This window comes from Mesorhizobium sp. P2_H9 (assembly GCF_056403215.1).
On the sequence record NZ_JBFUFX010000002.1, the window covers coordinates 380,923 to 402,318 of the forward strand.

Here is a 21,396-nt window from a genome sequence, read left to right on the forward strand (position 1 = left end):
CTACTGCCCCAGCCGTTCGAGCAGAACCGGGACGTGCACCTGGTCGGATTTGTAGTTGCCGGTCAGCATGTACATCATGATGTTGACGCCGGCGCGCAGCGCGTAGATGCGCTGCATCGGATCCGACGGCACGGTCGGCAGCAGCGGGTCGCCATTCTCGTCGACCGCCCAGGCGCCGGCGAAATCATTGGCGGTGATCATGATCGGCGAGACGCCGTCGCCGACGCGCACCGGCCGGTTTTCGGTGTTGCTGGCTTCGAGCGACGCCTCGACCCAGAGCGGGCTGCCGCTGAAGCGCCCGGGAAATTCCGGCAGGATGAAGAAGGATTTGGTCAGCACGTGGTCGGACGGCACCGGCTCCAGTGGTGGCACGTTGAGATTGCCAAGGATGTCGCGCAGCCGCTCCGTCGCCGGGCTGGTCGAATCGGCGCCGATGCCATTGGCGAACTGGTCGCGTGTATCGAACAGAACCGTGCCGCCTTGCTGCATATAGGCGTCGATGCGGGCGATGGCCGCTTCGGTAGGCATCGGGGCGGTGGGGTCTATCGGCCAGTAGATCAGCGGGTAGAAGGACAGTTCGTCCTTGGCGATATCGACCCCGGCGGGCGCTCCCGGTTCGAGCGCGGTCTTCTCGATGAGGAAGCGGGTCAGGCCTTCGAGGCCGGCGCGGCTGATCGAATCGACACCGGGCTCACCGGTCAGCACATAGGCGATACGGGTCTTGGAAATGTCCTCGATCGCTGCGGCGTCGCCGGGCTTGGCATCGTCGGCGCGGGCGATGTCGGCATGGCCGAACAGTGCGCCGAGCGCAATCAGAAGGGCGGCCGCGGTCGCAGCCGCGCGGGCGCGGCGGGGCCGGCGCCACAACAGGCCGCCCATCCAGAACACTGCCAGAGTGTCGAGCACCATCAGCACCAGGGCCGCGGTGACCAGCGGGCCCTTCAGATTGCGCGACTCGTCGAAGGCGTACGGGATGGTGGTGACCGGCACCGTGAATTGCGGGCGCACCAGCGGCGCAAAAGTGCTGCCGGCATCGAGCAGATTGTGGGCGAAGACGCCGGCCTCGGAGCCGTAGAGGCCGGGCGGGTTCTCGAAGGTTACCGGCAGCGGGCTGGCACCGGGCACCAGCGGCCTCGCATCAGGCGTCGGCGGCACCAAAGTGCCGTCGGCCGATATCATGCGGTAGGGCGCCAGCGAGGTGGCGGCGGCTTCGGCGTTGGCGACTGCAGCACCCTGGTTGCGTGACAGCTGCACGATGCGGCGCAGCATCTCGACGAAACTGCCTGAGATCGGCAGGTTCGACCACGTCGCTTCGGGCGTGACATGGAACAGCACCAGCGTGCCCTTGCCCTTCTTCAGCCCGGTCACCAACGGCGTGCCATCGGCAAGCGTGGCCCAGGTGCGCTCGACGATATCGGGCGTCGGCTCGGCCAGTACCTGCCTTGTGACGGTGACTTCGGCGGGCGGAGCGAGGTCGGCAAAGGGGCCGTTCTTGGGAAATTCGGTGACCGGCTGCGGCGTCGTCCATGACAGCGCGCCGCCGAGCGAGCGCTCGCCGGTGCGCAGGCGGACCGGCAGCAGATCGTCGTCATTGCCGGCGGCAGCCAGCCGCGACCCGGCGAAACGCACAAGAGTGCCGCCCTTGTCGACCCAGTCGACCAGCCTTTGCCGGACCTGTTCGGGAATGGTGCCGACATCGGCCATGACGATCATTGCCGGCTTCTGGTCGAGCAGTTGCGGAATGGCGTCGGCGAGGTCAGCGCTCGACGGTTCAACCAGATCGGCGAAGGGCTGCAGCGCGCGTCTGATGTAGTAGAGCGGCGACAGCAGCGGCTGCGCCTGGTCGGCCTCGGACTGCGACAACAGCCCGACCCGGCGGCGCTTGGAGCTCTCGTCGAGGACACGCACGGCACCTGCCTGCCGCTCGCCATCGAGGGCGATAGAGGCGAAGTCGTTGCGCAGTTCGAACGGCACCGCCATCGTGCCTGTGGCGGTGGCTTCGCCTGGGGCGAAGGTCAGCGTCGCGTCGGCGATGCGGCGGCCCTTGTCATCGAAGGCGCCGGCGGTGACTTGCGCCGGGGCCGGATCGCCCGGCGCGCGGATGGCGGTCAGCGCGAAGCCGTCGACCTGGTTGTCGGCGCTGGTCAGGCCGGTCAGCGAAAGCTGGTCGGAGACGGCCCAGACGACGCGAGCGGCGTTCTTCGACAGCAACGTGTTGAAGGCAGCTTCGTCGCCCTGTGCGGCCAGCCCGTCGGCAAGCACGGCGACGCTGGCGCCGGGCAGGGCGTCCAAGGCTGCCGCGACGCGGGCGTAAACGGCGGGGCGGTCGGTCGGGATCGGCCGCGGCTTGGCGGCGCGCAGCCGGTCCAGGGCTGCCGCCGCATCGAAAGGACCGATCTCGGCATTGGGTTTTTCAGCGGTGAAGGCGATGATGACGGGCACGCCGTTCGAGCCGGCATCGGCGATCAGCCGCTGGGCGGTGGCGACGCGCTTGCCCCAGTCGGCGGCACTTGCCCAGTCATTGTCGACGACCAGCGCCAGCGCTGCGCCTTCGGCCGGCAGCTTTTCGCGCGGGTTGAAGACAGGTTCGGCCAAAGCGGCGACGATGAGGGCTGCCATCAACAGCCTGAGCAGGGTCAGCCACCATGGGCTCTGCTGCGGCGTCTCCTCGCGCTTCAGAACGCGGGCGAGGATCTTCAGCGGCGGAAACACCTCGCTCTGCGGCTTGGGCGGGGTCAACCGCAAGAGCCACCAGATCACCGGAAGCGCCAGCAGGCCCCAAAGCACCATGGGCGCACCGAAGGAAAGCGGCAGCCAGCTCATGCGCTGACCTTTCCGGCACGATCGCTAGCGGTCGGCCCGGGCTGACCGCTACCGGCGGCCATGTCGGCACGACCGCTACCCGCGGTCAGCCCGGCATATCCGCCATCGGCGGTCATCGCCATGTGCAGGCGCACCAGCGCCTCGGAGGCGAGGCGGTCGGTGTGATTGACGGTAAAGCTCCAGCCGAGCCGCTTGCACCAGCCGGCCAATTCCTCGCGGCGGGCAGTATAGAGCAGGCGATAGTCGTCGCCCAGCATTTCGGCGCGGCCGGCGGTCAGCTTGTCGCCGGTCTCGGGATCGGTGAATTCGGTGCGGCCGGCATAGGGGAAGCTTTCCTCGGCCGGATCGGCGACCTCGATCAGATGCGCGCGCACGCCGTGGCGGGCGAGCACATCGAGCCAGGCCATGGTGTCTTCGACCGGGTCGAGAAAATCGCTGACGATGACGATGTCACAGAAGCGGCGGATGGCGGTCAGGTCGGGCTTGGCCGGCAGATCGCCGGCGTGGGTGAGTTGGGCCGCGATGCGCTCGGCGCCGTTGCGGGCGGTGAACGGATCGGTCAGGCCTGGCCAGGCGATGCGCTCGCCGCTGCGTGACAGAAGCTCGGCCATGGCCAGCGCCAGTACCAGGGCACGCGATTCCTTCGAAACCGTGGCGCCGGTCGATTTGTAGAGCATGGAAGGCGAGGGGTCGGCCCACAGCCACACCGTATGGGCGGCCTCCCACTCGCGGTCACGGACATAGGTGTGGTCGTCGCGGGCCGAGCGGCGCCAGTCGATGCGCGAGGAATCGCCTTCGACATAGGGCCGGAACTGCCAGAAATTCTCGCCGATGCCGCGCTTGCGGCGGCCATGCCAGCCGGCGATCACAGTGTTGACGAGGCGGCGTGCCTCGACCAGCAGGTCCGGCACCAGCGAGGCCCGCAACCGGCCACGGGCGAGCGCATCGCGCGTCGCTGCCGGTGTCTGGACTTCGCCGATACGAGCCATCAGATGCCTTTTGCCAGTTTCGCCACCACGTCACGCACGCTCGTGCCCTCGGCGCGGGCGGCGAAGGTCAGCGCCATGCGATGCTGCAGCACCGGCTCGGCCAGCGCACGGATGTCGTCGACAGACGGCGCCAGCCGTCCGTCATAAAGCGCACGGGCGCGGGCGCAGAGCGTCAGCGCCTGGCTGGCGCGCGGGCCCGGTCCCCAAGCGACGTGCTTGTCGGTTTCGGCATTGCCCTGGCCGGGGCGCGCCGAGCGCACCAGCTTGAGGATCGCCTCGACGACGCTTTCCGGCACCGGCATGCGGCGGATCAGGGTCTGGATCTCCTTCAGCCGCGCCGGCTGCAGTATGTTTTCGGCCTTGGCGTCCTCGATGCCGGTGGTTTCCAAAAGGATGCGGCGCTCCGCCTCGATTTCCGGGTAGAGGATGTCGACCTGCATCAGGAAGCGGTCGAGCTGCGCCTCGGGCAGCGGATAGGTGCCTTCCTGCTCCAGCGGGTTCTGCGTGGCCAGCACATGGAAGGGCGCCGGCAGGTCGTGGCGGGCGCCGGCAATTGTGACGTGATACTCCTGCATCGCCTGCAGCAGTGCCGACTGGGTACGCGGCGAGGCGCGGTTGATCTCGTCGGCCATCAGCAATTGCGCAAAGATAGGCCCCGAGATGAAGCGGAAGGAGCGCTTGCCGAATTCGTCCTGTTCCATCACCTCGGAACCGAGAATGTCGGATGGCATCAGGTCGGGGGTGAACTGGATGCGGCGGGAATCGAGGCCGAGAACGATGCCCAGCGTCTCGACCAGCTTGGTCTTGGCCAAGCCCGGCACACCGACCAGCAGCGCATGGCCGCCGGCCAGCAGCGCCACCAGCGTGCGCTCGACGACGCTTTCCTGACCGAAAATGACACGGCCGACGCCGTCGCGGACCCTGGAAATATCGGCCAGCGCCTTCTCGGCCTGGGCGATCATGTCCTTTTCGCTGATCGGGCTTTCCTTGATCATCACGCTCATGTCGTATCGATCCTTGTGGTTGGAAATACCGGCTTGCACCCTCAGTGCCGCAGAATGCCGCGATTCGGCCTCGCCTGGCGCCTGCATTTGAACTTAAATCACAGACTTAGGCTGACAAGCGGAACAACAGTGACTATTTCGTGACCATGACGGAACGCTCCGAACATCGCGAACAAAGCCTTACGAGCGCCACCGAAGCGCGGGGTCTCGAGGCGCTGATCTCGCGGGCGACGCGCGCCGGCAAGGGCGCGGCGCCGGTAGAGCGCTGGAATCCCGACTTTTGCGGCGATCTCGACATGGAGATCAAACAGGACGGTACCTGGTTTTATCTGGGCACGCCGATCGGCCGCATGCCGCTGGTGCAGCTGTTTTCGACCGTGCTGCGCAAGGACGCCGATGGCAAGACCTATCTGGTGACGCCGGTGGAAAAGGTAGGCATCCGAATCGTCGATGCGCCGTTCATCGCCGTCGAGATGGATGTTTCCGGCAGCGGCGATGATCAGGTCATCACTTTCCGCACCAATGTCGGCGATGTGGTCGAGGCCGGGCCGGGCAATCCGCTGCGCTTCGTCGACGAGGACGAGACCGGCGGCTTGAAACCCTATGTGCTGGTGCGCGGGCGGCTGGAAGCGCTGGTGGCGCGGCCGGTGATGTATGAACTGGTCGCGCATGGCGAGGAGATCGACGTCGGCGGCAGAAAGATGTTTGCCGTGCGCTCGAAGGGCGAGGTCTATCCGATCATGCCGGCCGAAAAACTGCAGCGGCTGAGCGCGTGATGGATCAAGTGACGCCGCCGTTTTCCGCCGAGGATTTTCGCACACGTGTCGCGGCCCAGCCGGATGCGCATGAGGGCGACGATTTTGGCGACCATCGCTTCAACCCCGGCCATCCGCGCCTGACGCAAGCCAAGCCGCTGCGCGACGCTGCGGTGCTGATTCCGGTCGTCGATCACGGGCGCGAAGCGACGGTTCTCTTGACCAAGCGGGCGGAAAAGCTGCGCAGCCATTCGGGGCAGGTGGCCTTCCCGGGTGGCACGATCGACCCGACCGATCCGAGCCCGGAGGCCGCGGCGCTGCGCGAAACCTTCGAGGAGATCGGGCTCGGGCAGGATCACATCGAGATCATCGGCCGCATGCCCGATTATGTCGCCGGCAGCGGCTATCGCATTGCGCCGGTGCTCGCAATCGTTCAGCCGGGTTTTTCCTTGACGTTGAACTCCGAGGAGGTCGATGCCGCCTTCGAAGTGCCTTTGCGTTTCCTGATGGACCCGGCCAACCACACCAGGGACAGCCGGATGTGGAACGACCTCGAATGGTTCTTCTACGATATGCCCTATGGCGATCGGCGCATCTGGGGTGTTACCGCCGGCATCATCCGCACGCTCTATGAAAGGCTCTATACGTGAGCGTATCGATCGCGGGCAAAGCCGACTGGCTCGGCGAAAAGCACCTGCAGCGCCTGCTCGCCGTGCTGACGGATGGCGGCGAGGCGGCGTGTGTCGCCGGCGGCGCGGTGCGCAATGCGCTGATCGGCCAGCCGGTTGCCGACATCGACATCGCCACCACTTGTTTGCCTGAGGAAACGATCCGCCGTGCCGAGGCGGCGGGCTTCAAGGCGGTGCCGACCGGCATCGAGCACGGCACAATCACCGTCGTCGCCGGCGGCAAACCTTATGAAATCACCACTTTGCGCGCCGACATCGAGACCGACGGGCGTCGCGCCAAGGTTTCGTTCGGCCGCGACTGGAAGGCCGACGCGGAACGGCGCGACTTCACCATCAACGCGCTTTATGCCGAAGCCGACGGAACGGTCATCGACCTGGTCGGCGGTGTCGCCGACATCGAAGCGCGCCGGCTGCGTTTCATCGGCGACCCGGAAGCGCGAATCCGCGAGGACTTTCTGCGCATCCTGCGCTTCTTCCGTTTCTTCGCCTGGTATGGCGACGGCCGACCCGACGCCGAAGGGCTGAAGGCCTGCGCCCGGCTGAAGGAGGGGCTTGGCCAACTCTCGGCCGAGCGCGTCTGGTCCGAACTGAAGAAGCTTTTGTCGGCGCCCGATCCGTCGCGCGCCCTGTTGTGGATGCGCCAGGCCGGCGTGCTGACCAGCGTTTTGCCGGAAAGTGAGAAATGGGGCATCGATGCCATTCACGGCTTGGTCAAAACCGGAAAGGATCTGGGCTGGACGCCGGATCCGCTGCTCCGGCTGGAAGCCATCGTGCCGCCTGATGTGGCGCGCGTGAAGGTGCTGGCCGAGCGGCTGAAGTTTTCCACCAGTGAAGCCGATCGGCTGCGTCACTGGGCGCTGACCGCTGCCGTCGAGCCGAAGACGTCCGAAGGCGAACTGGCGAAAAAGCTTTATCTTGGCGATCAGGAAGGCTTTGTCGACCGGCTGCGGCTTTCGCTGGCTTCAGCGCGGGCACGGGCCGTCGAGGACAATGATGCACTGCTCGAAGCCGGCGGTTTTTCGCGCCTGCTTGCCTTTGCCGCAAAATGGGAAAAGCCGCTCTTTCCGCTCAAGGGCGCCGATTTGACCAGGCTTGGCGCGTCGCCGGGACCGAAACTCGGCGCTATCCTGAAAAACCTAGAACGAGAGTGGATCGAGGCCGGTTTTGCGCCCGATCGCGGCATGCTGCTTGAGCGCGCCGCGAAGGCACTTGAAGCCTAGAACCCTGGCCTCGTGGCCGCATTGTCCAGTCTGATGCCGCTCACTTGATCGCCAAGGGAGCCAGCGCGCGTGAAAGGCTTGCCTCGCCCTTGCCATAGACGGAGGCGCTATAGTTGACCAGCGTGTCGGTACGGGCCGTGTTGAGCAACTGGTTGGTGATCTGGGTCGGCGTTGCGTTGGTGAACTTGCTGCCCACGATCGCGGCGTAGCCGGAAATGATCGGCGCGGCGAAAGAGGTGCCGTAAAGGCCCGTCTTGTTCCCGGCGACACCCACGACGAGGAAATGGCTCTGCACAACCGGGTTGGAACCGGCAGTGTTGGAATACCAGGCCATTTTGGTCTTGGCTGACGTCGTGCCATTCCCGTCGAGCGCGCCGACGAAGATCGCTGACGCCTTTCCAACCAGAGCGAGGTCGAGATAGTCCTGCTGGCCGCCGACGACACCGCCGACCGCAACCGCGTCGTTGCCCGCTGCCTTCGAAACGACGGCTGTTCCCTTGGTGGCGTAGGAGATGATGGAGGCTTCCTCGGCGCTCCATCCGATCTGGTTCGGGCTATAGCCCGCCTTGGCGTACATGCCATAGCTCAGATTGAGCACGTTCAGGCCCGGCGCCAGCGTGACCGCCGAACTCGTGGAGAAGTCCTTCGATCTGATGGTCGCCAGGGGTGCAATCATGCTGGCTTCCAAGCGCGTCCATTCGCCATGCCGCTGGTTCTGCACTCCGGTGCCAAAATTGCCACTGAACCGCGATGTGCTGGAGAAGTCGTCGACGATGGTAATCGTGACGCCCTTTCCCTTGTAGCCTGCAGCCCATGCTGCACCGACATCGGGGCTCATCCAGCTTTGCACGGCCTGCGTCGTGGCGGTCGGCAGCGTTGCGCTCAGGCATATGGAAGCGTTTGATTGATCGCTGACGCAAAGCGCCCCCAGCGGATCCGGACCAAGACTATCCTGCGCCGCCGCCATCGATGCCGGCAGGAGGGCGAGCGCTGTGGCGAGAGCGAACTTCCAACGATTGCGTGACATGTTCTTACCCCGGATCAAACAAGAGCTACGACGGCCGATCGCGAAGTTCTGGCGGCTACGTGACATGTCTCGTACGCCCCCTCGCGATCAGAAAGTAACACGGTAATTCAGCCAGATATGCTGGCTCTCCGGTTTAGCGTTAACCAGATATTTCAAGGTTTCCTCAGGCGCCATCTCGCCGGCCGCGAGCCGACAATTGACGCTGTAGGTGCCCAAGTCGCCATAATCGGCTTCGCAGGACTTTTCTGAGAGGCTCCCGCCGAAGGTCGTTGTGAAGGACAAGGAAAGGATGCTGTTCGCGCTCGGATGAACCTGAGTGAGGAAGCCAAGCTTGAAGCTGGGCTCGATCCGATACTTCTCGCCCTGTTCCCCGGTCCCAAACCCCCAAAGGATTCCGGTATCGTCCGTGATTTGCGTGAGCAGGTCGACGTGCATGTCAACCCAGTTCGGGTGGTACCAACGGGTGAACGATACCCAGTTTCCATTCTGCAGCTCATAGCCGCCGTCGCCCAGGTTTCTGGCGCGGTCGCTGAGCGGCGAGCCCTGATGGATGTCGACCAGCGATGTCGTAAATTCCTGGGTCGGGATTTCCTGGGCAATCGCCGGAGACGCCCCAAGGAGCGCGGACACCAGGAGCGCCGTCGTGCGGAATTTGGCTCTATTGCCGGATTTTTCGCGCATGCGCGAAACACCTCGCCCCACCGATTCCGGACCAGTGCCTGGTAGCGACGGGCTTCTCGATCAGCCCCCTGTAGCCGGATTATCCGCGCGACAGTCGCACGGGCTCGGTTACCGCAGGGTTTATTTCAGCTGCAGCGAATATGATTTTTTTCGACCGGGAACGCCGGGATGAAATTCACGGGCCGCAATGTTCCAAGGCCATTCGACGCCGGTGTGGCCGCATTTGTCAAAATCGCCCGCCAAGGCGTCAGGAATGCCAATGGCGGGCGCTATCGGTCGAGGGCTTTTCTGCTACGCACCTACGCTGCGTCACGGACTTTCTCGATGCGCGAGCGGATCGCCTCGATCATTGTCTCGCGGATGACCGTCTCGCCATGCGTCTCGCGCATGTGTTCGGCGGCGCGGCGCATGACTTCGGCTTCTTCCTCGGCGCGCGTATGCCAGTCACAGCCGGGAACCAGCGAGCCGCAGTGAAATTGCTTCATTGGAGTTTCTCCTTTCCTCCTTGGAGCGCCGCGCCCGTCGGGCAGGCAACGGATACTCCGGCATGTTTGTTCCGCGCATGATCGTTTTTCGAAAACCGTATCCGGGTTTTCGGGTCATATGCGGGGTGACAAGCATAACACGGATGCAAGATTTTGGTTGCCGCAGAATGCCGGTCAGGACCAAAAAGGCGGAGCATCGCTGCTCCGCCCTCTTACGCTACCTTGGGGCAAGACCAATAGGTCTCGTCCCGGCTGGTCCATCACTTCACGATCTTGACTGCCTCGGCAACTTTGTTCTTGCCGCTCATGTCCCAGGAAACGCGGACCTTTTCGCCGGCCTTCAGGCCAGGATCCTTGAAGGTCTTAGGCAGCGTAAAAGATGATCCATCATCGAGAACCAGGCTCATGGCCGTTGCGTCAAAGGCCTTGATCGTCCCGGTGGTGTGCTTGACGGCGGCGAAGGCAACCGAGCCAGAGGCGAGAAGGGCGGCGGCTGCGGCCGACACAATGATTTTGCGCATTGCAAAGTACTCCTGGGAAAAGCGGGCATCCTTGTTGGGAGAATGATCCGCATTGTCTGGGCCGTCCGGTTGCGTCGAGTCGCGGTTTCGCGGACGAACCGCCGGCGCTTCCCGACCCGGAACGACAAATAACCCAGTTTTTTCAAATGGATATTAGACGAAAAAGAAATCTCTGGCGCCACATTCCCTGCCAGAATTCGGCGAATGGGACATCATTGCGGCTCACATCCCGCTCACCGTTTTTTTACGGCCATCTTACCTCGGGCGGCAGGCTGGATAGGATCGAGGCGACATTGCCGCCAGTCTTCAGTCCGAAGATGGTGCCGCGATCGTGAAGAAGATTGAATTCGACGTAGCGGCCGCGGCGAATGAGCTGTTCGTCACGGTCGCCGTCGGTCCAGTTTTCGTTGAAGTTGGTCCGCACCAGATGGGCGTAGACGACGAGAAAAGCGCGGCCGACGTCCTGGACGAAGTTGAAATCGGCATTCCAGCCACCGCTCTCCTCACCCGAATGCAGCCAGTCGAAAAAGATGCCGCCGGTGCCGCGCGGTTCGTTGCGGTGCGGCAGATAGAAATACTCGTCGCACCAGGCCTTGAATTTCGGGTAATCGGCAACCGCCACATTCTTCTCGCAGGCGAACTGCATGGCGCGGTGAAAGGCAATTGTGTCGGGGTCGTCCTGGACGCGGCGGCGGTCGAGCACCGGTGTCAGGTCGGCGCCACCGCCGAACCACTGGCGCGAGGTGACGACCATGCGCGTGTTCATGTGCACGGCCGGCACGTTGGGGTTCCAGGGGTGGGCGATCAGCGAAATGCCGCTCGCCCAGAAGCTCGGGTCCTCCTCGGCACCAGGCATCTGCTTCCTGAATTCCGGCGAGAACTCGCCAAAGACGGTCGAGGTGTGGACGCCAACCTTCTCGAAGACACGGCCATGCATCATCGACATGGTGCCGCCGCCGCCGCGGCCCTCGTCGCGTTCCCACGGCGTCTTTTCGAAGCGGCCAGGCGACCACGAGGCCAGCGGCCCCTGCAGGTCCTGCTCGATCTGCTCGAAGCTGGCGCAGATGCGCTCGCGCAACGTCTCGAACCAAAGCCTGGCCTTCATCTTCTTCTGTTCGATGTCGGCCGGCAGCCCCGCCGGTATTTCGGGTCTTTCCAAATCTGTCTCCGGTTTCGGGCTGACCCGACAAATGACTCGTCTTTTCCGGGCGCGATCCCTAATCTCTTGCGTGCAAGGGTCAAGTGAATAAGGGTTCTTTCGTGCGCACCCCGGCAAGACCATCGCTGGATGGGCTGAAGAAAAGGCTCGACCGCTCGCGCGCCGAGCGCGAGCGCATGCCGCGCGACGGTTTCCTGCGCGAGACCTTCGTGCTGCCACGCTCCGATGCGCGGCTGAAGGCCAAGGAGTGGTTCGAGCGCTTTCCCAAGCAGGCCTACTGGACCGAGATCGAAAGCTGGTTCGAGCGTCCGGGCGATGTCATCGAGTTTACGATACGACGGTTGCCGGCGGCGGATTAGGATTTCCTCGCCCCGTTTACGGGGAGAGGATGCCGGCAGGCAGGTGAGGGGCGGCGCAAACCTTCGGATGCTGGCGCTGCCACTCATCCGCCTTCACTTCGTTCAGGCACCTTCTCCCCGTAAACGTGGAGAAGGAAGCGTCACCAACCTTCTCGCCCCAGTCCCTCGCTTCGCCAGCCTGTCGCCCTTGTTCCTCAGCGGGCATTTGTCGATGGACATGCAGCCGCAGCCGATGCAGTCGGTCAGCCCGTCGCGCAGCTTCTTCAACTGGTCGATCTTCTGGTCGAGACTGTCGCGCCAGGCGGTCGACAGCAGGTTCCAGTCCTCGCGCGTCGGCGTGCGGCCTTCAGGCAGTGATTCAAGGGCCGCAGCAATCTCGGCCAGCGAGATGCCGACCTCTTGCGCGACCCGGATGATCGCCACCCGCCGCAGCACATCGCGGCCGTAGCGGCGCTGGTTGCCTGAGGTGCGGTGGCTGCGGATCAGTCCGCGTGCCTCGTAAAAATGCAGTGCCGACACCGCCACACCGCTGCGCATGGCCACCTGGCCAACCGTCAATTCCGTTACCGGAGCCATTTCAGATTTTCCGCTTGACCTCAACTTAACTTGAGCTTGTAGCGATGAAACCCTGGACATGCAAACCGCAGGAGAAGGCAATGTGCGCCTGGGTGAGAATGACGGGTGAGGGCGCCATCGTCGGCGGGAACGAAGCGCCGGCGGCTGCCGATCGGCTGCAAATGCTACCGCAACTGCCGGATCGCCTCGCCCGCTACCATGGCGACGGAAAGCGCGACATTGATGCTGCGCGTGCCCGGCTGCATCGGGATGGTCAGTCGCGCGTCGGCGGCTTCGTGGACTGGATCCGGCACGCCTGCCGACTCACGGCCGAACAGAAGAATATCACCGTTGCTGAACGCGAAGTCGGTGTAGGCGGTCGCGGCTTTGGTCGACAACAGCACCAGCCGCCGCGCGCTTCCTCTGCGACAATCCTCGAAGGCGTGCCAGTCGACATGCCGGGTCAGGTCAGCCATTTCGAGGTAGTCCATGCCGGCCCGTTTCAGCGTCCGGTCGGAGAGCGGGAAGCCGGCCGGTTCGATGATGTCGACACCGAGACCAAGGCAAGCAGCGAAGCGCAGGATTGTTCCGGTGTTGCCGGCGATATCCGGCTGGTAGAGCGCGATGCGGAGACGATCGTTCATTTCCGCGTCCTTCTAATAAGTGGCAGATCGGCCACAGGCATCGCCAGGTTTTGGAAATTCCTGGACCTGCGGATGGTCATTTTCTGCGAAATCGAATATACGCCCAGCATTGTCAACCCGAACCGATGGAGGGGAAACTCATGATGACCATGCACGTCCAGCGCCCCTCTCGTGGGCTTACCTGCCTGCCGGCGGTTTCGGTACGACAATTCTCCTGAACTTTTAGGCTTAGTCGCACCGATTCCCAGCCGAAACCTTTTTCGGTCTTCGAAGGAATCCTGCGATGTTTTTCAAACTGTCGAAGGGGCTGAACGCCCCACCTGAACACGCCTCGACCGATGTTCCCTCTGCCGCCGGCGCCATGCCCGCGGCCGGGTTTGATTCACCCTTTCATCTGCATTTTTATACGGAGGACGGACCGATGTTCGATCCCTACAAGATACCGGGTTCAAGAAGCCTGCACGAGCGCAAGATGGCGACCTGGGCGCTGCTGATCGGCGAAACCTATTCGTCGGTGGTCCACGCCGAGATCCGCCGGCGTCCGCATCGCGGCATGCTGCCGGATGTCGATTTCTCGCACGCCGTTCCCGACTACAGCCGGCCGTCACTGGTGCGTCGGATCATCCGGCTGATCCGGCCGGGTGCGAAAATCCGCGTCGTTCACACAGCGGCGTCAGGATCGTCAAACGAGCCTGTCGGCGAAATGCGTTCGACACCCTATATTGCGCGAAACGAAGCCAGCGACTCGGGTGATTCCGAGCCGTTTGGCGTCGAAGTCGTGCGATCCCGCGCCGCGTGAGCGCACACAAGCGAGTACCAAGCGAGTACCAAGACGATGTTTGCCTGGTTTGAAAAAAGGCTCGACCCGTTCCCAGCCGAGGAACCGGTCGAGCCGCCCAAGACGCTGATTGCGTTCTGCGTACATTATACGCGCGGCGCCTGGCCCTATATCCTGCTCGATGCGGTGCTGGTGACGGCCATCGCGCTGGCGGAAGTGTGGATGTTCGGCTTCCTCGGCCGGATCGTCGACTGGCTGTCGGGGCAGAACCGCGAGACCTTCCTGCAGACCGAGGGCCTGAAGCTCGCCGGCATGGCCTTCGTCGTGCTGTTCGCGCTGCCGGGAACGGTCTGGTTCCACTCGCTGCTCAACCAGCAAACGCTGATGGGCAACTACCCCATGCGCATCCGCTGGCAGGTGCATCGCTACCTGCTCAAGCAGTCGATGGCCTTCTACCAGGACGAATTCGCCGGCCGCATCGCCACCAAGCTGATGCAGACGGCGCTCGCCGTGCGCGAATGCGTCATCAAGCTCATCGACGTGCTCAACTATGTCGTCGTCTATTTCCTCGGTATGCTGTTCATTGTCGGCTCGGCCGACTGGCGGCTGGCGGCACCGCTTGCCGTCTGGCTGCTCGGCTATATCGGGCTGTTGCGCTACTTCATTCCGCGGCTGGGCAAGGTCGGCGAAGAACAGGCCAATGCGCGCTCGACCATGACCGGACGCGTCGTCGACAGCTACACCAACATCCAGACGGTCAAGCTGTTTTCCCACGCGCGCCGCGAGGCATCCTTTGCCAAAGAGGGCATGGCCGGCTTCCTGCAGACGGTCTACCGCTCGATGCGGCTGGTGACGGTGCTCTACGGCCTGCTCTACATCCTGAATTCGCTGCTGCTGTTTTCGGTCACCGCTATTTCGCTGTGGCTATGGCTCGGCCAGGCGGTGACGATCGGCGCCGTCGCCGTGGTCATCGGCCTTGTGCTCAGGCTCTGGGGCATGTCGCAATGGATCATGTGGGAAATGTCGGGCCTGTTCGAAAACATCGGCACGGTGCAGGACGGCATCGGCTCGATCTCTTTGCCGCGCCTTGTCGACGACAGGCCGGGCGCCAAGGATATTGCCGTCACCAGGGGCGAGATCCGCTTCGACGACATCCGCTTCCATTACGGCAAGCAGAAGGGGGTCATCGAGCGGCTGTCGCTGACGGTGAAGCCGGGCGAAAAGGTCGGCATCGTTGGCCGTTCCGGCGCCGGAAAGTCGACGCTGGTCAATCTTTTGTTGCGCTTCTACGACCTGGAAAGCGGAAAGATCCTGATCGACGGCCAGGAGATCGCGTCGGTGACGCAGGATTCGCTGCGCGCCCAGATCGGCATGGTCACGCAGGATACCTCGCTGCTGCATCGTTCGGTGCGCGAGAACATCCTCTATGGGCGGCCGGACGCTTCCGAAGAGATGCTGGTCGAGGCGGCGCGGCGCGCCGAGGCGCTGGACTTCATCTCCGGGCTTTCGGACGCCAGCGGCCGCAAGGAGTTCGAGGCGCATGTCGGCGACCGCGGCGTCAAATTGTCCGGCGGCCAGCGGCAACGCATCGCCATTGCCCGCGTCATGCTGAAGGACGCGCCGATCCTCATTCTCGACGAGGCGACGTCCGCGCTCGATTCCGAGGCCGAGGCGGCCATCCAGGAGAACCTCTACAAGCTCATGCAAGGCAAGACTGTCATCGCCATTGCCCACCGGCTGTCGACCATCGCCGCGATGGACAGGCTCGTCGTCATGGACAAGGGTCGGGTCATCGAGGAAGGGTCGCACGAGGAACTGGTCGCCAGCGGCGGGCTCTATGCGCAGCTCTGGCAGCGCCAGTCGGGCGGTTTCCTGCTCGACGACGGGCCGTCCGAAGCCGCCAACGATGCGGTTGCCAAGGGGCAAGCCGCAGAATGATGGCCGCCGCATGATGACAGCCGTCTATCGCTGGTTCGAGAACTGGGTCTATCCGTTCCGGGAGCCCGCGAATCTTCGGCCACCTGCCGGCGTCGGCGGTTTCCTCTGGCACTATGTCGGCCAGGCGAAGTTCGCCTTCTTCGCCATGCTGGTCATTGGCGGCATCGCGCCGCTGGTCGAAGCCGGACTGTTCTACTTCGTCGGGCGGCTGGTCGATATTCTCGACCAACTTCCCGGCCAGCGTAGCTGGCATGCCTTGTGGACCGCCGCCGGCCCCGAACTCGTTTTCATGATCGTCGTGGTGCTGGTCGTCCGCACCATCGTCGTCGGTCTGTCGGCACTGGTCGACGAGCAGACGATCACGCCCGGCTTCTACAATCTGGTGCGCTGGCAGGCGCATCGGCATGTCTCGCGCCAGTCCTATGCCTTTTTCCAGAACGATTTCGCCGGCCGCATCTCGACCAAGGTCTGGCAGGCGGGGCAGGCGACCGGCGACCTGATGGAAAGCTTCATCGAGGTCGTCTGGTTCATGGTCGTCTATACGGTGACGACGCTGGCGCTGGTCGCCGGCCTTGACCTCAGGCTGGCGGTGCTGGTGGTGATCTGGATCACGGCCTTCGGCTTGCTGGCCAAGCTCTATCTGCCGGCTATCCGCAAGCATGCCGAGGCAACCGCCGAAGCCGGCTCGATGATCACCGGCCGCATCGTCGATTCCTATTCGAACGTGCAGACGTTGAAACTGTTCTCCGCTGACGGCGACGACCGCTACATCAGGAACGGTTTTGATATCTATCTCGATGCGCTGCGGCCGTTCACCCGCCGGCTGACTGGCGTGCGAATGGCGCTGACCACGCTGTCGGGCATCATGATCACGGCGATCGCCTGCTTTGCCGTCTATCTCTGGGTCGAAGGTTCGATCACCGTCGGCGCCGTCGCCTTCACGCTGTCGCTGGTGTTGCGGCTCAACATGCTGCTGGGACGGCTGATGATGCAGCTCAACGGCATATTGCGGAACCTCGGCGTGCTAGAGAACTCCAAGGCGCTGATCTCGCAGCCGCTCGGCCTGATCGATGCGCCGGATGCCAAGGAGCTCGTGGTGGCGGGCGGGCGCATCGATGTCAAGAACGTCGAGTTCCACTACGGCAAGGGATTCGGCGTGCTCAACGGGATCGACCTCGTCGTGCGGCCGGGCGAGAAGGTCGGGCTGGTCGGGCCGTCCGGCGCCGGCAAGACGACGTTGGTCAATCTTATCCTGCGCCTCTACGACCTCGAGAGTGGCAAGATCACCATTGACGGGCAGGATGTTTCCGCGGTGACGCAGAACTCGTTGCGCGCCAATATCGGCGTGGTCAGCCAGGATACCGCGCTGTTCCACCGTTCCTTGCGCGACAACATCAAGCTCGGCATGCCGGAGGCGACCGACGCGCAAGTGATCGCGGCGGCGAAAAAGGCCGAGGCGCACGACTTCATCCTCGGTTTGCGCGACAATCGCGACCGTGCCGGCTACGAGGCCTTTGTCGGCGAGCGCGGCGTAAAACTGTCAGGCGGCCAGCGCCAGCGCGTGGCGATTGCGCGCGTCTTCCTCAAGGATGCGCCGATCCTGGTGCTGGACGAGGCGACCTCGGCGCTCGATTCCGACATCGAGGCGGCGATCCAGGAAAACCTGACCAGGCTGATGGAGAACAAGACGGTCATCGCCATCGCGCACCGGCTGTCGACGATCGCGGCGCTCGATCGCCTGGTGGTGCTCGACGGAGGCCGCATCGTCGAGCAAGGCACGCATGACGAACTGGTGGCGCTCGACGGGCTCTATGCCCGGCTGTGGAAGCGGCAGTCCGGCGGGTTCCTCTATCATGAGGACAGCGTGCTGGAAGAGACGAGACCGGCGGAGTAGAACGCGATCATGTCGGTCAGAATGCCCTCGAATTTTGGACAAAGCAGCGCGCAGGAGAGCGCGCTCGACCTGCTCGGCCACGAGATCCTGGCCGAAAAGGCAGCCGCACTTGGCCGCACCGGCCAGCGCGTCGAGGAAACCCTGAAGAAGCTGCGCGAGAACAGCGAGGACGACCATCGCGCCCGGCTGCTGAAGGAAGCTGCAGCAGCCGTCCATGCCTATTTCATCCAGCGCGAGCTCTGCGGCTTGCGCAGGCATGAGTCCGTGATCCGCGAATACGACATCCCACGGGCGGTGCTGGTCAGGCTCGGCGCCAGCTAGGCGGACGAGATGTGATGCGGCCCGCCTCAGGCTGTCCCCGGGGCAGACATCATTCCAGCCACTCGGTGATGAAACTGCCGTTCTCGTGGATGTCGGTGGTTTCCAGCGGGCCTGGGCCGAGATTGGTGAATTTGTGCGGCGTGTTGGGCGGCACGATCAGGATCTGGCCGGCGGAGGCCTCGATCTCCTGATCGCCGACGGTGAACAGGCCGGTGCCCTGGCGGATGATGAAGATCTCGGCGTAGGGATGGGTGTGCAGCCGCGGGCCGCCGCCGACATCAGGCAGATAGTTGAAGATCAGGCAGGAGTTGGAGCCGTAGGCGCCGCATTGCAACTCGCCCTTCCAGCGGTCGGAGCGAACAGCCCATGTGTCGCGGTCTATGACGTGTGCCATGGACAGAGGATAGAACGCGCCCGCGTCTGTTGTCGAGGCAAACGCCGGCCGCGGATCCGCCGTTGATATAAGGCGGTTTGGCCGGGGCCGAACAGTATCTTGTGCCACCCCGTCCGGCGCCGGATTGCGCCCCCGCGACAATCTGCCCTTGTGCCTCCACCCCGCTGGACAAAAACGGGCTTCACGCATAAACCGAAGTCCAAATGCCGGAGGAATTCGCAAGCCTGTTCGCCATGCGCTGTCGGGTTGGCGTGAATGAGCGGGGAACAAGGCTCGACCACCGGCACGGAAGAGGCGAAAGGATCAGGCACCCGTGAGCGCAACCGACATCCAGGATCCCAACCGTCGTGATTTTCTCTACGTCGCCACCGGCATGGCCGCAGTGGTCGGCGCGGGTGCCGTCGCCTGGCCGTTCATCGACCAGATGCGCCCGGACGCTTCGACGCTGGCGCTGGCCTCGGTCGAAGTCGACGTCTCCTCGCTGACCCCGGGCATGTCGCTGATCGTCAAATGGCGCGGCAAGCCGGTGGTCGTGCGCAACCGCACCGAACAAGAGATGAAGGACGGCGAGACCGTCAATCTGGCCGACCTCAAGGATCCGATCGCCCGCAACGCCAACCTGCCTGCCGATGCGCCGGCGACCGACGCCAACCGCACCACGCCGGGCAAGGAAGCCTGGATGGTGATGGTTCAGGTCTGCACCCATCTGGGCTGCATCCCGCTCGGCCAGGAAGGCGATTTCGGCGGCTGGTTCTGCCCGTGCCATGGCTCGGTGTACGACACCGCCGGCCGCATCCGCAAAGGCCCGGCGCCCGAGAACATGGCGGTGCCGGTATTCAAGTTCATTTCCGATACCAAGATCCTTATCGGTTGAGGCAGGGGATATTTCGATGAGCGAGGGACACTCGACCTATACGCCCAAGACCGGTATCGAACGCTGGTTCGACGCCCGCATGCCGCTGCCGCGGCTGGTCCATGATTCCTTTGTCTCCTATCCGGTGCCGCGCAATCTCAACTACGCGTGGACCTTCGGCGGCATCCTCTCGATCATGCTGGTGGCACAGATACTGACCGGCATCGTGCTGGCCATGCACTACACGGCCGACACCAATCTCGCCTTCGATTCGGTCGAGAAGATCATGCGCGACGTGAATTCGGGATGGCTGCTGCGCTATCTCCATTCCAACGGCGCCTCGTTCTTCTTCGTCGCCGTCTACATCCACATCTTCCGCGGCCTCTACTACGGCTCCTACAAGGCGCCGCGCGAGCTGCTGTGGATCCTCGGCTGCATCATCTACCTGTTGATGATGGCGACGGGCTTCATGGGCTATGTGCTGCCCTGGGGCCAGATGAGCTTCTGGGGCGCCACCGTCATCACCGGCTTCTTCACCGCCATTCCGCTGGTCGGCACCTGGGTCCAGGAGCTGTTGCTCGGCGGCTTTGCCGTCGACAATCCGACGCTCAACCGCTTCTTTGCGCTGCACTATCTGTTGCCGTTCATGATTGCCGGTGTCGTCGTGCTGCACGTCTGGGCGCTGCATGTGGTCGGGCAGTCGAATCCGACCGGCATCGAGGTCAAGTCGAAGACCGACACCGTCGCCTTCACCCCTTATGCGACCATCAAGGACGCGTTCGGCATGATCGTGTTTCTGTTCGTCTTTGCCTATTTCGTGTTCTATCTGCCGAACTTTCTCGGCCATCCCGACAATTACACGATCGCCAACCCGCTGAAGACGCCGGCCCATATCGTGCCGGAATGGTACTTCCTGCCGTTCTACGCGATCCTGCGTGCCATCACCTTCAACATCGGGCCGATCAATTCCAAGCTCGGCGGCGTGCTGTGCATGTTCGGCRCTATCGTCATGCTGTTCCTGGTGCCTTGGCTCGACACCTCCAAGGTGCGCTCGGCGGTCTACCGCCCGTGGTACAAATTGTTCTTCTGGCTGTTCGCGGCCGACGCCATCCTGCTCGGATGGTTGGGCTCGCAACCTGCCGAGGGCAGCTATGTCTTCATGGCGCAGATGGCGACGCTGTTCTACTTCGCCTTCTTCCTGGTCGCGCTGCCGGTGCTGGGCCTGATCGAGACGCCGCGAAGGCTGCCCAATTCGATCACCGAGGCGGTGCTTGAGAAGAACAAGGGCGGCGGTCATCATCCTGCGGGGGCTACGGCCGCGCCGGAAACCAAGGGCTGAGCGGTAGAGAATCTAAGGGGATTTGGCATGAAGAAGATTCTCACCTCGCTGGCGCTGATTGGCCTTGTCGCCGCCGGCGTTGGAGCAGCAAACACCGGGGCAATCGCCGCCGAAGAGGCACACAACGCTGCCGCGCCGACGCATTTCCCGATCGACGAGCCGAAGGAGATGGACTGGAGCTTCGCCGGTCCGTTCGGCACCTACGACAAGGCGCAGCTGCAGCGCGGCCTGAAGGTCTACAAGGAAGTCTGCTCGGCCTGCCATTCGATGAACCTGGTGGCGTTCCGCACGCTCGAAGGCCTCGGTTACTCGGAAGCCCAGATCAAGTCGCTGTCGGCCGAATACACGATCCATGACGGTCCCAACGACGCCGGCGACATGTTCGATCGTCCCGGCAAGCCGTCCGACCATTTCCCAGCGCCGTTCGCCAACGTCGAGGCCGCCGCTGCCGCCAATGGCGGCGCTGCCCCGCCCGACATGTCGCTGCTGGCCAAGGCGCGCGGCGTCGAGCGCGGCTTTCCGCGCTTCGTCTTCGACATCTTCACGCAATATGCCCAGGGCGGTCCCGACTACATCCACTCGCTGCTGACCGGCTATGACGAGCAGCCGCCGGCCGGCATGGTGATCCCGGAAGGTACGCACTACAATCCCTACTTCCTGTCCGGCGTGTCGCTGAAGATGCCGAAGCCGCTCTCAGACGGCCAGGTGACCTATGACGACGGTTCGCCGCAGACCGTTGACCAGTATTCCCGCGACGTGTCGGCTTTCCTGATGTGGGCGGCCGAGCCACACATGGAAGACCGCAAGAAGACCGGTTTCCGTGTCCTGGTGTTCCTGCTGCTGTTCGGCGCGCTGGTCTACCTGACCAAGCGCAAGGTATGGGAAGGCGTGGCGCACTGAGCGCTGCAAGCTTCGAAAATGCGAGGGCGCCGAAAGGCGCCCTTTTTGCATTCTGGAGCAGGTGAGAA

The 21,396-nt window shown here is 63.6% G+C and carries 22 protein-coding genes; 11 read left to right on the forward strand and 11 right to left on the reverse strand.

Going from position 1 to position 21,396, the window contains the following annotated elements; genetic code table 11:
- The 3 genes from AC1DXN_RS04850 to AC1DXN_RS04860 are packed head-to-tail and all read right to left on the reverse strand — an operon-like array spanning position 1 to position 4,816.
- A complete protein-coding gene (locus tag AC1DXN_RS04850) occupies positions 1-2,823 on the reverse strand; it encodes a DUF4159 domain-containing protein (RefSeq protein ID WP_477272833.1) in 2,823 nt (940 codons plus the stop codon).
- Complete coding sequence (locus AC1DXN_RS04855) at positions 2,820-3,812, reverse strand: DUF58 domain-containing protein (RefSeq protein ID WP_477272831.1); 993 nt, start codon at positions 3,810-3,812, stop codon at positions 2,820-2,822. Before AC1DXN_RS04855 ends, AC1DXN_RS04850 begins: the two co-directional genes overlap by 4 nt.
- Entirely contained in the window at positions 3,812-4,816 is a 1,005-nt protein-coding gene (locus tag AC1DXN_RS04860; protein WP_477245527.1) for an AAA family ATPase, read from the reverse strand. The genes AC1DXN_RS04855 and AC1DXN_RS04860 overlap by 1 nt, the downstream gene beginning before the upstream one ends.
- 146 nt (positions 4,817-4,962) lie before the next feature.
- Between AC1DXN_RS04860 and AC1DXN_RS04865 the strand changes: the two genes are divergently transcribed.
- The 3 genes from AC1DXN_RS04865 to AC1DXN_RS04875 are packed head-to-tail and all read left to right on the forward strand — an operon-like array spanning position 4,963 to position 7,480.
- The gene (locus AC1DXN_RS04865) at positions 4,963-5,592 is read left to right on the forward strand and encodes a DUF1285 domain-containing protein (protein ID WP_477273394.1); all 630 of its coding nucleotides are present in this window, start codon (positions 4,963-4,965) and stop codon (positions 5,590-5,592) included.
- The gene (locus tag AC1DXN_RS04870; protein ID WP_477245525.1) at positions 5,592-6,221 is read left to right on the forward strand and encodes a CoA pyrophosphatase; all 630 of its coding nucleotides are present in this window, start codon (positions 5,592-5,594) and stop codon (positions 6,219-6,221) included. Before AC1DXN_RS04865 ends, AC1DXN_RS04870 begins: the two co-directional genes overlap by 1 nt.
- A complete protein-coding gene (locus AC1DXN_RS04875; protein ID WP_477245523.1) occupies positions 6,218-7,480 on the forward strand; it encodes a CCA tRNA nucleotidyltransferase in 1,263 nt (420 codons plus the stop codon). Before AC1DXN_RS04870 ends, AC1DXN_RS04875 begins: the two co-directional genes overlap by 4 nt.
- A 40-nt stretch (positions 7,481-7,520) precedes the next feature.
- On the opposite strand, the gene AC1DXN_RS04880 is transcribed toward AC1DXN_RS04875, so the two are convergent.
- From AC1DXN_RS04880 to hemF, 5 genes are all read right to left on the reverse strand, one after another.
- Entirely contained in the window at positions 7,521-8,507 is a 987-nt protein-coding gene (locus AC1DXN_RS04880; protein WP_477272829.1) for a S8 family serine peptidase, read from the reverse strand.
- A gap of 87 nt (positions 8,508-8,594) precedes the next feature.
- The gene (locus AC1DXN_RS04885; protein WP_477272827.1) at positions 8,595-9,188 is read right to left on the reverse strand and encodes a hypothetical protein; all 594 of its coding nucleotides are present in this window, start codon (positions 9,186-9,188) and stop codon (positions 8,595-8,597) included.
- Between the two features lie 299 nt (positions 9,189-9,487).
- Entirely contained in the window at positions 9,488-9,673 is a 186-nt protein-coding gene (locus tag AC1DXN_RS04890) for a DUF1059 domain-containing protein (protein ID WP_477245519.1), read from the reverse strand.
- A gap of 260 nt (positions 9,674-9,933) precedes the next feature.
- Positions 9,934-10,194, reverse strand: a complete 261-nt coding sequence (locus AC1DXN_RS04895) for a DUF1344 domain-containing protein (protein WP_477245517.1) — start codon at positions 10,192-10,194, stop codon at positions 9,934-9,936.
- A 244-nt stretch (positions 10,195-10,438) separates the two neighbouring features.
- Positions 10,439-11,353 (reverse strand): oxygen-dependent coproporphyrinogen oxidase, encoded by a 915-nt coding sequence (hemF, locus tag AC1DXN_RS04900; RefSeq protein ID WP_477272825.1) that lies wholly within the window; start codon positions 11,351-11,353, stop codon positions 10,439-10,441.
- Positions 11,354-11,454: 101 nt separating this feature from the next.
- On the opposite strand from hemF, the gene AC1DXN_RS04905 reads away from it, so the two are divergent.
- Positions 11,455-11,712 carry a hypothetical protein gene (locus tag AC1DXN_RS04905; protein WP_292311022.1) on the forward strand — a complete coding sequence of 86 codons (258 nt, stop codon included), beginning with the start codon at positions 11,455-11,457 and terminating at the stop codon, positions 11,710-11,712.
- Between the two features lie 102 nt (positions 11,713-11,814).
- Here AC1DXN_RS04905 and soxR read toward each other — a convergent pair whose 3' ends face one another.
- Both soxR and AC1DXN_RS04915 read right to left on the reverse strand, forming a co-directional pair.
- Positions 11,815-12,288, reverse strand: coding sequence for a redox-sensitive transcriptional activator SoxR (gene soxR / locus AC1DXN_RS04910; protein WP_477272823.1), 474 nt, complete (start codon positions 12,286-12,288; stop codon positions 11,815-11,817).
- A 164-nt stretch (positions 12,289-12,452) separates the two neighbouring features.
- Positions 12,453-12,911 carry a tRNA (cytidine(34)-2'-O)-methyltransferase gene (locus tag AC1DXN_RS04915; protein ID WP_477272821.1) on the reverse strand — a complete coding sequence of 153 codons (459 nt, stop codon included), beginning with the start codon at positions 12,909-12,911 and terminating at the stop codon, positions 12,453-12,455.
- Positions 12,912-13,194: 283 nt separating this feature from the next.
- On the opposite strand from AC1DXN_RS04915, the gene AC1DXN_RS04920 reads away from it, so the two are divergent.
- The 4 genes from AC1DXN_RS04920 to AC1DXN_RS04935 are packed head-to-tail and all read left to right on the forward strand — an operon-like array spanning position 13,195 to position 17,842.
- Positions 13,195-13,710, forward strand: a complete 516-nt coding sequence (locus AC1DXN_RS04920; RefSeq protein ID WP_477272819.1) for a hypothetical protein — start codon at positions 13,195-13,197, stop codon at positions 13,708-13,710.
- A 36-nt stretch (positions 13,711-13,746) separates the two neighbouring features.
- A complete protein-coding gene (locus AC1DXN_RS04925; RefSeq protein WP_477272817.1) occupies positions 13,747-15,627 on the forward strand; it encodes an ABC transporter ATP-binding protein in 1,881 nt (626 codons plus the stop codon).
- Between the two features lie 10 nt (positions 15,628-15,637).
- A complete protein-coding gene (locus AC1DXN_RS04930; protein WP_477272815.1) occupies positions 15,638-17,521 on the forward strand; it encodes an ABC transporter ATP-binding protein in 1,884 nt (627 codons plus the stop codon).
- Between the two features lie 9 nt (positions 17,522-17,530).
- The gene (locus tag AC1DXN_RS04935) at positions 17,531-17,842 is read left to right on the forward strand and encodes a DUF6665 family protein (protein ID WP_477272813.1); all 312 of its coding nucleotides are present in this window, start codon (positions 17,531-17,533) and stop codon (positions 17,840-17,842) included.
- Positions 17,843-17,891: 49 nt separating this feature from the next.
- On the opposite strand, the gene AC1DXN_RS04940 is transcribed toward AC1DXN_RS04935, so the two are convergent.
- Positions 17,892-18,236 (reverse strand): cupin domain-containing protein, encoded by a 345-nt coding sequence (locus tag AC1DXN_RS04940; protein WP_109659739.1) that lies wholly within the window; start codon positions 18,234-18,236, stop codon positions 17,892-17,894.
- Between the two features lie 313 nt (positions 18,237-18,549).
- Between AC1DXN_RS04940 and petA the strand changes: the two genes are divergently transcribed.
- The 3 genes from petA to AC1DXN_RS04955 are packed head-to-tail and all read left to right on the forward strand — an operon-like array spanning position 18,550 to position 21,328.
- Complete coding sequence (gene petA / locus AC1DXN_RS04945; RefSeq protein ID WP_477245502.1) at positions 18,550-19,110, forward strand: ubiquinol-cytochrome c reductase iron-sulfur subunit; 561 nt, start codon at positions 18,550-18,552, stop codon at positions 19,108-19,110.
- 16 nt (positions 19,111-19,126) lie between these two features.
- Positions 19,127-20,428, forward strand: a complete 1,302-nt coding sequence (locus tag AC1DXN_RS04950) for a cytochrome b (protein WP_477421478.1) — start codon at positions 19,127-19,129, stop codon at positions 20,426-20,428.
- Between the two features lie 27 nt (positions 20,429-20,455).
- Entirely contained in the window at positions 20,456-21,328 is an 873-nt protein-coding gene (locus tag AC1DXN_RS04955; protein WP_477245499.1) for a cytochrome c1, read from the forward strand.
- The last annotated feature ends 68 nt before the right edge of the window (positions 21,329-21,396 follow it).